The organism is Nocardia sp. NPDC127526, assembly GCF_042672265.1.
Lineage (GTDB): Bacteria > Actinomycetota > Actinomycetes > Mycobacteriales > Mycobacteriaceae > Nocardia.
This window is the reverse complement of record NZ_JBHXVO010000061.1, coordinates 1-9,532: the sequence shown is the minus strand read 5'-3', so window position 1 is coordinate 9,532 and position 9,532 is coordinate 1. Positions and strand designations below refer to the sequence as shown.

11 protein-coding genes are annotated in these 9,532 nt (G+C 69.3%); 8 read left to right on the top strand and 3 right to left on the bottom strand.

The features are described from left to right. Positions 1-243: 243 nt before the first annotated feature. Positions 244-1,449, bottom strand: coding sequence for a hypothetical protein (locus ACFVIV_RS39110; RefSeq protein ID WP_379205379.1), 1,206 nt, complete (start codon positions 1,447-1,449; stop codon positions 244-246). Here ACFVIV_RS39110 and ACFVIV_RS39105 point away from each other — a divergent pair. Both ACFVIV_RS39105 and ACFVIV_RS39100 read left to right on the top strand, forming a co-directional pair. Next, positions 1,393-2,166, top strand: a complete 774-nt coding sequence (locus tag ACFVIV_RS39105) for a hypothetical protein (RefSeq protein ID WP_379205378.1) — start codon at positions 1,393-1,395, stop codon at positions 2,164-2,166. The two genes, ACFVIV_RS39110 and ACFVIV_RS39105, sit on opposite strands and share 57 nt — an antisense overlap. A gap of 19 nt (positions 2,167-2,185) precedes the next feature. Then, entirely contained in the window at positions 2,186-3,097 is a 912-nt protein-coding gene (locus tag ACFVIV_RS39100; RefSeq protein WP_379205376.1) for an HAD-IIA family hydrolase, read from the top strand. Between the two features lie 51 nt (positions 3,098-3,148). Here ACFVIV_RS39100 and ACFVIV_RS39095 read toward each other — a convergent pair whose 3' ends face one another. Further along, positions 3,149-3,733: a hypothetical protein gene (locus ACFVIV_RS39095; RefSeq protein WP_379205374.1), complete on the bottom strand. Its 585-nt coding sequence runs from the start codon at positions 3,731-3,733 to the stop codon at positions 3,149-3,151. A 214-nt stretch (positions 3,734-3,947) separates the two neighbouring features. Here ACFVIV_RS39095 and ACFVIV_RS39090 point away from each other — a divergent pair, with 214 nt between their 5' ends. From ACFVIV_RS39090 to ACFVIV_RS39070, 5 genes are all read left to right on the top strand, one after another. Then, entirely contained in the window at positions 3,948-4,214 is a 267-nt protein-coding gene (locus ACFVIV_RS39090) for a hypothetical protein (protein WP_379205373.1), read from the top strand. A 1-nt stretch (position 4,215) separates the two neighbouring features. Beyond that, on the top strand, positions 4,216-5,112 hold the full coding sequence (locus tag ACFVIV_RS39085; RefSeq protein WP_379205371.1) for a TlyA family RNA methyltransferase: 897 nt from the start codon (positions 4,216-4,218) through the stop codon (positions 5,110-5,112). Then, positions 5,109-6,074, top strand: a complete 966-nt coding sequence (locus ACFVIV_RS39080; RefSeq protein ID WP_379205370.1) for an NAD kinase — start codon at positions 5,109-5,111, stop codon at positions 6,072-6,074. Before ACFVIV_RS39085 ends, ACFVIV_RS39080 begins: the two co-directional genes overlap by 4 nt. Beyond that, positions 6,052-7,824 carry a DNA repair protein RecN gene (recN, locus tag ACFVIV_RS39075; RefSeq protein WP_379205368.1) on the top strand — a complete coding sequence of 591 codons (1,773 nt, stop codon included), beginning with the start codon at positions 6,052-6,054 and terminating at the stop codon, positions 7,822-7,824. The genes ACFVIV_RS39080 and recN overlap by 23 nt, the downstream gene beginning before the upstream one ends. 85 nt (positions 7,825-7,909) lie before the next feature. Continuing rightward, on the top strand, positions 7,910-8,428 hold the full coding sequence (locus tag ACFVIV_RS39070) for a hypothetical protein (RefSeq protein WP_379205366.1): 519 nt from the start codon (positions 7,910-7,912) through the stop codon (positions 8,426-8,428). Here ACFVIV_RS39070 and ACFVIV_RS39065 read toward each other — a convergent pair. Then, positions 8,385-9,038 (bottom strand): TetR/AcrR family transcriptional regulator, encoded by a 654-nt coding sequence (locus ACFVIV_RS39065; RefSeq protein ID WP_379205364.1) that lies wholly within the window; start codon positions 9,036-9,038, stop codon positions 8,385-8,387. The two genes, ACFVIV_RS39070 and ACFVIV_RS39065, sit on opposite strands and share 44 nt — an antisense overlap. 43 nt (positions 9,039-9,081) lie before the next feature. Here ACFVIV_RS39065 and ACFVIV_RS39060 point away from each other — a divergent pair, with 43 nt between their 5' ends. Beyond that, positions 9,082-9,498: an ester cyclase gene (locus ACFVIV_RS39060; protein WP_379205363.1), complete on the top strand. Its 417-nt coding sequence runs from the start codon at positions 9,082-9,084 to the stop codon at positions 9,496-9,498. Positions 9,499-9,532: the final 34 nt, after the last annotated feature.

The following is a 9,532-nucleotide window of genomic DNA, read 5'->3' as shown; positions in this document are numbered from 1 at the left end:
CATTCCGAACCCGGAAGCTAAGGCCACCTGCGCCGATGGTACTGCACTCGACAGGGTGTGGGAGAGTAGGACACCGCCGGAACATCATTCGCGAATGGGGACCCATCACTGGGTCCCCATTCGGCGTTTAAGCACCCCGCGCCGCGAGGACGCTCGAAGGTGCGTGATTGAATTCAGGGTGGCGGGGATGGCCCCGCCGGCCCTCACGCGCACCAGCGCCGCGAGCTGGGTACCGCAGAATACTTACAGAGAGGGATCATCGTGTCGGACCAGAACGAAGGCCGGAAGCCTTTCCGCCGCAGCGGCGGATCGGGGCAGGGAGGTTTCGGGGGACCGGCGCGAGACAATTCGGGGGAACGCCGTGGTGGGGACCGCGGCGGCTATCGCGAAGGCGGCCGTGACAATGCCGGCCGCGGAGGCTTCAACCGCGAGGGCGGTAACCGTGAGGGCGGACGCCCCGGTTACGGCGGGCGCGGCTCCTTCAACCGTGACAACGAGGGTCGTGAGGGCGGCCGTGGCGGTTTCCGCCGCGACAACGACAGCTCCGACCGCCGCGGCGGATTCAACCGCGGCAATGACAGCCGCGACGGTGGTCGCGGCGGGTTCAACCGTGGCGGCGACAACGATCGTGGCGGCTTCCGTCGCTCCGGTGAAGGCCGCGACAACGATCGTGGCGGCTTCCGCCGGTCCGGCGAGGGTCGAGACAACGATCGCGGCGGTTACCGGGGCGGCGACCGCGAGGGCGGCCGTGGCGGTTACCGCGGCGGCGAGAATCGTGAGGGCGGCCGCGGTGGGTTCAACCGTGGCGGTGAAGGCCGTGGCGACAGCCGGGGCGGGTTCAATCGGGGCGGCGAGGGCCGTGGCGGATTCAACCGCGGTGGTGACAGCCGTGACGGCGGCCGCGGATACTCCCGCGACAACGGCGGCCGCGACTTCGGCCGGGATCGCGCCGAGCGTGGCGACCGGGATGACCGGAAGAGCTACGGCCGCAGCGGATTCGGCGGCGACCGCCGGGACAATGCGGGCGGCGGGTACAACCGCGATCGTCGCGAAGGCTTCGATCGGGATCGCCCGCAGCGCTTCGATCGGTCCGATCGTCCGGAGCGGGATCGTTCCGAGCGGCCCGATCGGGATCGTCCGGCGCGGTTCGACCGTGAGCGGTCGGGTTCCGACCGCGGGTACGACCGTGACCGGTCCGAGCGTCCGGACCGTGGCGACCGTCCGGAGCGCGGCGACCGCCCGGAGCGTTCCGAGCGTTCGTTCGAGGGTGATCGGCGTCGTGGCGGCGAGGGCGCGCGGGTCGGCGGCGGCCGCGGTGGCGAGCGCCGTGCGGCCCGCCCGGATGAGCCCGCGCTGCCGGACGACGTGCAGGCCTCCGATCTCGAGCCGGCAGTGCGCCGTGATCTGCTGAGCCTGGACAAGAGCAATGCCGAGGCGGTGGCCCGGCATCTGGTCATGGTGGCGCAGCTGCTGGACGAGGATCCGGAGCTGGCGCTCGCGCACGCGCGGGCCGCCCGGCAGCGGGCCGGTCGTATCGCGGTGGTTCGCGAAACCGCCGGTGTGGCCGCGTATCACGCCGGTGAGTGGGCCGAGGCGCTCTCGGAGCTGCGCACCGCGCGCCGCATGTCCGGTGGTTCGGGCCTGCTGGCCGTCATGGCCGACTGCGAGCGCGGTCTGGGCCGCCCGGAGCGGGCCATCGAACTCGGCCGCAGCGACGAGGCGCGCGCCCTGCAGGGCGATGAGGCCACCGAGCTGCGCATTGTGGTCGCGGGCGCGCGCATGGATCTGGGGCAGTACGACCAGGCCGTGGTGACCCTGCAGACCTCCGAACTGGATCCGTCGCGCACGGGTTCGGCCGCGGCCCGGCTGTTCTACGCCTACGCCGAGGCGCTGCTGGCCGCCGATCGCGGCGAGGAGGCCCTCACCTGGTTCATGAACTCCGCGTCCGCGGACCTCGACGGCGAGACCGACGCCGAGGATCGCGCCGCCGAGCTGGCCGAGGGCGGCGCGGACCGCGCCGAGTGGGATGTGGACTCCGACGACGAGGATTCGGACGACGACGCTGACGAGGCCAATGCGGCCGAGGAGTCGGCCGAGGAGCTCGAAGCCGCTGCGGCAGAAGAGGATCAGGCCGAAGGCACCGCTGCGAAGGGCACGGCCGAGTAGTTGTGAGAGGGGCGGCGTCATGCGCCTGAGGGATCGTTTCGGTGCACTCCTGCTGGACCTGGATGGCACCCTGTTCCGTGGTCACGAAGTGATTCCGGGTGCGCCGCAAGCGCTTTCGGAATCGCGCGGCAATGACCAGCGGCTGATGTACGTCACCAACAACGCCAGCCGCTCGGCCGCCGCGGTGGCCGGGCATCTGCGCGAGCTCGGCTACGCCGCGACCGCGGACGAGGTCGTCACCAGCGCGCAGGCGGCGGCTCACCTGCTGGCCTCCCGTCTCGATCCGGGTGCGACGGTGCTCGTGGTGGGCACCGACGACCTGATGGCCGAGGTGGATGCCGTTGGCCTGCAACCGATCCGCCGGTTCAACGGCAGCGCCCCGGCGGCGGTGGTCCAGGGCCACAACCCGCAGACCGCCTGGGCCGACCTGGCCGAGGCGTCGTATGCACTGCGAGCGGGCGCGCTCTGGGTGGCCGCCAATACCGATGCCACCCTTCCCAATGAGCGCGGCTTGGCGCCGGGCAACGGCTCCATGGTGGCGGCCCTGCGCACCGCCTCGGATCGCGATCCCATCGTGGCGGGCAAACCCTATGCGCCACTGCTGGAAGACGCCATGGAGCGCGCGGGCACCCGCGACGCTCTCGTGGTCGGCGATCGCCTCGATACCGATATCGACGGTGCGCACACGGTCGGCCTGGAATCTCTCATGGTCCTCACCGGCGTGAGCACTCTCGCGGATCTGCGCACCCAGCCCGCGGACCGGCTGCCCACCTACATCGCGGAATCGCTGGATGCCCTGAATCATCCGATCCCGGATACCGCCCCCCTGTCGGTGGCCGACGGCGATATCGTCGCCGCCATCACCGAGCTGCTGGCGCGGCATCCCGGCCGCGCGATCGCGGTCGCCGCGCCGCCTTCGGCGCAGGAGTAATCGAGACGTAGAGCAACGACCCCCGGCCACTCGGCCGGGGGTCGTCGTGTTTCAGGCGCGCTCCGGTTCGCTGACGGGGCTCCGGGCCGTGGTGCTCAGGCCCAGCCACACACAACCGATGAGGACGAGGACGCCGTGGGCGATGCGGATCGCCGGCGGCGCGAAGAACTGCGGCATGAAGAGTGCGAAACCGGCCGCGAAGGCAATCGCCGCATTCGTGCGCAACGTGACCGCCACCCAGATCGCGCCCGCGGCGAGCGCAATGAGCCCGGCCGCGAACATGGCCGCGGGGATGGCGCCGTACCGGAAGGCTTCGAACACGTCGAGCAGGTCGTCCCGGGACCCCGCGGTGGCGGCGGCGTGCAGCCCGAAGTCCTCCGCGCCGTAATAGGGCAGCACCAGCCCGACGCCGATCCAGGTGGTCATCACCGGCCCGATCCCGATCCGGTCGCGCAATGCGAGCAGCCCCAGCGATACCAGGATGAAGCCGATCATCGCGCACAGGTGCGCGATCACCCAGGCGGTCGAACCCATGGCGGCGACCGCGCCGTCGGTGGTCGATTCGTCCTCCCACGGCCGGAGGGCGGGATAGAGCAGGAAGAGTACGCCGGCGGCGATCAGGACATATCTGGACATCGACAGCTCCACTCGAAACAACGTGTGAGAGTCAACTTCCCACGGCTGCCGCGGCTGATCGGGAGAATGCCGTTATCGCGGCCCGAATTGTCGATTCGGCACGCGGTTTGCCGCCGTCCAGCTATCGGACGACTCGCACCTATCGCCCGAACCGCACGGACAGCGGCACGGGTACGTGTGTTCGAATAAGAGTTCGGGTAGCGTTGTCGCCACCATGAGTACGCCTATGCCACGCCCGCAGATTCCCGCTGAGGGACCCCGTCCCGGGGTGCCCTTGCCCGGGCAGCATCTGGCGGGCGCGAATCAGGAGTTCGCCGACCCGGAGCGGGTGCGGGCGGAGGTGGATGCGCTGCTGGCCGAACTATCGGCGGGCGGCCGGGATTCGGCGGAGGCGGGCGCGGATATCGTGCGCCGCGCCCGGATTCTGGAGCAGGCCCATGACGTGCTGGTGCAGGCCCTGGCCACGGTGGACAAGATCTGAGGTGGCCAGGCGCGCACGGGTGGACGCGGAACTGGTTCGCCGCGGATTGGCGCGATCGCGGGAGCACGCGGTCGAACTGATCTCGGCGGGACGCGTCCTGATCAATGGAACGGTCGCCACCAAACCGGCGACCGGTGTGGAAGCGGGCACGCCGCTGCTGGTGCGGGACGAACCCGACGAGGTGCAGTGGGCGTCGCGCGGGGCGCACAAGCTTTTGGGGGCCCTCGAAGCCTTCGAGCCGCAGGGTGTGTCGGTCGATGGAAAGCGCTGCCTGGATGCGGGCGCGTCCACCGGCGGCTTCACCGATGTGCTGCTGTCCAAGGGCGCCAAGGAGGTCGTGGCCGCGGATGTCGGCTACGGGCAGCTCATCTGGCGGCTGCAGAACGACGATCGCGTCCGGGTGCACGATCGCACCAATGTGCGGGCGCTGACACCCGAACTCATCGGCGGCACCGTCGAATTGGTGGTCGCCGACCTGTCCTTCATCTCCCTCGGCCTGGTGCTGCCCGCGCTGGCGCAGTGCTGTGCGCCGGGCGCGGATCTGCTGCCGATGGTGAAACCGCAGTTCGAGGTCGGCAAGGAACGCGTCGGAAGCGGTGGCGTGGTGCGGGATCCGGCCCTGCGCGCCGAGGTCGTCGGCGATGTCGCCGCGGCGGCCGCCGAGCTGGGACTGCGCACGCGCGGGGTGGTGGCCAGCCCGCTGCCCGGTCCGTCCGGGAATGTGGAGTACTTCCTGTGGTTGCGTAAGGACGTGAATACCGCGCAGGACGAAACTGCCTCGAGCCGTATCGAAGGCGATAGCGATCGGGGAGATGTCCCCGGATTCGCCTACGATGCGGAGGAACAGGCGCGGGTCTCCGCGCTGATTGCCAGGGCGGTGGAGGAGGGTCCGCAGTGAACGCGCAGGGGACCGCGAGGGAAATCCTGCTGGTCGCGCATCCGGGTCGGTCCGAGATCACCGAAACGGCGCATCGCGTGGCGAAGATCTTCGATCAGGCGGGCATCAGCCTGCGGGTGCTCGAGGACGAGGCGTACAGCACGCGTTTGGATATCGACGATGCGGGCGCGCCCGACGGGTATCCGGTGCGGATCATGGAACACAATCCGGATGCGGCCGCCGGGTGCGAGATGGTGCTCTCCCTCGGCGGGGACGGCACCTTCCTGCGGGCGGCGGAACTGGCGCGCAATGCGTCGGTGCCGGTGCTGGGAATCAACTTGGGCAGCATCGGTTTTCTGACCGAGGCCGAGGCCGAGCACCTCGATGAGGCGCTATCCCAGGTGGTGCGGCGCGATTACACCATCGAGCAGCGCATGACCATCGATGTCAGCGTGCGTGTGGACGATGTGGTGGTGGAACGCGGCTGGGCGCTGAACGAGGCCAGCATCGAGAATGCCGCGCGCATGGGCGTTCTCGAAGTGGTGCTGGAAGTCGACGGCCGCCCGGTGTCGTCGTTCGGCTGCGATGGTGTGTTGATCGCCACGCCGACCGGTTCGACGGCATATGCCTTCTCGGCCGGCGGCCCGGTGGTGTGGCCGGAACTCGAAGCGCTGCTGGTGATTCCGAGCAATGCGCATGCGTTGTTCGCACGGCCCCTGGTGACCAGCCCGGATTCGCTGATCGCCGTGGAAACCGTTGCCACCGGCCATGATGCGATAGTTTTCCTCGACGGCCGACGCACCCTCGCACTGCCGCGGGGCGGCCGGGTCGAGACGGTCCGCGGGACCGAGCCGGTGCGCTGGGTGCGACTCGATTCCGCGCCCTTCGCCGACCGGATGGTGCGCAAATTCCAGTTGCCCGTGACAGGCTGGCGAGGCCGACGGCGAACGGAGAGCACGAGTGCTGACAGAGATCAGGATTGACGGGCTGGGCGTAATTTCCACCGCCACCGCGCAATTCCACGAGGGTTTGACCGTATTGACCGGTGAGACCGGTGCGGGCAAGACAATGGTGGTGACGAGCCTGCACCTGCTCAGCGGCGCCAGAGCCGATGCCGGGCGGGTGCGCCTCGGGGCCTCGCGCGCGGTCGTCGAGGGTCGCTTCACCGTGGCGGAAGTCCACGACGGGGCCCGCGGCGAAGTGGAGGAGGTCATGGAATCCTCCGGCGCCGAGGCCGACGACGACGGCAGCATCATCGCCGTCCGCACCGTCGGCAGCGATGGCCGCTCCCGCGCCCACCTGGGCGGGCGCAGCGTGCCCGCCTCGGTGCTCGGCGATTTCACCACGCCGCTGCTCACCGTGCACGGCCAGAACGATCAGCTGCGGTTGCAGCGGCCGGACCAGCAGCTGCACGCGCTGGACCAGTTCGCCGCCGACGCGGTCACCCCGCTGCTGACCAAGTACCAGAAGGCCCGCCGCACCTGGCTCGAGGCCCGCAACCAGCTGCTGGAGCGCACCGCCCGCAGCCGCGAGCTGGCCCTGGAAGCCGACCATCTGACCCAGTCGCTGGCCGAAATCGACGCCATCGCACCGGAACCCGGTGAGGACAAGCACCTCATCGACGAGGTGCGGCGGTTGTCGGATCTGGATTCGCTGCGCGAGGCGGCCTCCACCGCTCACGATGCCTTGGCCGGACCCGCCGACAATCCGGGCGACGGTGCGGGTGCGCTCGACCTGCTCGGCACCGCTCGCGCCCGCATCGAAGCCTCCGACGATCCGAAGCTCACCGGTCTGGCCCCGCGCCTGGACGAGGCCATCTCGGTGGTCGTCGACCTGACCACCGAGCTGAGCTCCTACCTGTCGGATCTGCCCTCGGATCCGGGTGCGCTCGACACCATGCTCACCCGCCAGGCCGAACTGAAAACGCTCACAAGGAAATACGCCCCCGATGTCGACGGCGTGATCGCCTGGGCCGAGGACGCGCGCACCCGGCTGGCCGGTCTCGACGTCTCCGAGGAGGCCCTCGCCGCCCTCGCCGCCGAGGTGGAGACCGCGGCCGAGAAGGTCCGCGAAACAGCCCGCAAGCTGACCGCCGCCCGCACCAAGGCCGCCGGCAAGCTCGCGTCCGCCGTCAGCACCGAACTGGGCGGCCTCGCCATGGGCCGCGCCCGCCTCGAGGTCGTGGTGCGCCCCGTCCCCGCCGGCGTCCAGGACTCCGCACCCCTGACGATCGACGGCCAAGACCTGCACGCCGGTTCCACCGGCGTAGACGAGGTGGAGTTCCGCCTCGCCGCCCACTCCGGCGCGCAACCACTGCCCTTGAACAAGAGCGCCTCCGGCGGCGAACTCTCCCGCATCATGCTCGCCCTCGAAGTCGTCCTCGCCAGCTCCGAACACGGCACCACCATGGTCTTCGACGAGGTCGACGCCGGCGTCGGCGGCCGCGCCGCGGTCGAAATCGGCCGCCGCCTGGCCCGCCTCGCTCGCACCCACCAGGTCATCGTCGTCACCCACCTCCCCCAGGTGGCCGCCTTCGCCGACACCCACCTGGTCGTCGACAAACTCGACGACGGCAAGGCCGTCAAATCCGGCGTCCGCGCCCTCACCCAGGACGAACGCGTGGTCGAACTGGCCCGCATGCTCGCCGGCCTCGGCGACACCGAAACCGGCCGCGCCCACGCCTGGGAACTCCTCACCACCGCCCACGCCGAAAAGGTTTCCGCCGCCAGCTGAGCCTGCTCCGTACTTCTGTGGAGGTACATCGGGATTCGTGCCGGGGCCGGATGCCGGGGGCGGGCGGTGATGACACGGTGGAGGGGTGGGAGCTCGGATCACCGTGGAGGGAATCGTGAAGGAGCGCTGGGGTTTTCCCGTGCTGGTGCTGACGGCGGTGGCCGGTGTGTTCGGGGCCGGGCTGGCGTGGATGACGCATATGCATCATCGCGCGCTGCGGTATGTCGAGCCGGGGCGGATGGCGGAGTTCGATGCCGGGTATGAGCGGCTGTCGGATCTGACCGTGATTCCGGCCGGGGTGGTGGGAGTAGCCGGTTCGGTTCTGCTGTTGTGGCTGCGGCCGCGCGGGGTGCCGCTGTGGTTGATCATCACCACACTGGCGCTACAGGTTTCGGTGTTCGTCACCAGGATCTGGTGGTGGGGTGCGTGGGCCGAGGAGGTGCGGGACGCCGGGTCGGTGTGGCGGGCCGATGGCGGCTTGCACGCGGCGTACACGCGCTACATGGACACCAATGGGTTTCGGATAGCCGTGATCTCCGGATACGCCGTGCTGGCCGTCGTCATGGTGTTCCGGTCTCGGCCTCGGCCAGGGCGGCTCGAATGAGGGCTCGGGCGGCCCAGCGCATGGTGTCGATGGCGGTAGCGGTGTCCAGATCGCAGGTGTCGCGCGTGGTGACGAGGGCTTCCATGCCGTAGACGAAGGTGAGGGCGTTGGCCAGGCGGTCCATCTGGTCGGGGGTGAGGCGGTCCGCGAGGGGTTCGATGGCCAGGTGCGCCATTTCCAGCCGGGTATTGCCCCGGATCGGAACTCGTTCGGCCTCGGGGGCATTGGCCTGGTCGAACCAGCGGTCGAGCGCGGCGCGGACGAGCCTGCGCCACACGGCTTCGTCGGCGAACTGCATTTCGGCGGTAATGCGGACGATCTTGTCGATGCGTTCCTCGGCATCGTCGGGCAGCTCCTCGAGCAGCTCCGGAAATCCGGTGGCCGTGATCTGCATCCGGCTGGCCACATCCGCCCAGAGGGAGCCGGGATTGGGGTAGTAGCGGTAGGCGGTGGCGGGGGAGACGCGGGCGGCCTCGGCGACCTCGGCGATGGAGGGGGACTGTCCGTCGCGGGCGAGGGTCATGGCGGCGTCGAGCAGAGCTTCGCGGGTGCGTTGTTTCTGATTCTGTCTACCGCTGCTGAGAAATTTCTCTTGACGTGAGAAGCTCATCTCATGAAGATAGCACTATCTCGTAAAACAGGAGGTGGTCGCTATGACCCGCGACGAGATCGATGCCCTTTTCGAGCGGCATGCTGCCGCGGAGGGCCGCAAGGATGTGGACGCCATCATGGACACCCTTGCCGAGGGAGTGGTGCACGAAGTGGTCGGTGACCCCCGGGGGGTGCTCACCGACCGCGCTGCCATCAGGGCACGCTATGTCGAACTCTTCGACGGCCTGACCGAGGACAAGTTCGAAGTTCTGAGCCGGTACCACGGCGAGAACTTCTTCATCGACGAATCCCATTGGTACGGGCGGGCAACCGGCATGTTCATGGGAATTCCGGGCAATAACCGGCCCGTGGATTTCAAGATCCTGCACGTCTGCGAGGTTCGCGACGGACTGATGAGCCGGGAACAGGTCTGGCTGGATATGGCTGCGATCATGCAGCAGCTCGCCCCCACCACCTGAAATGCCGAGCGGGGCGTCGCGATCCGTTGATGAT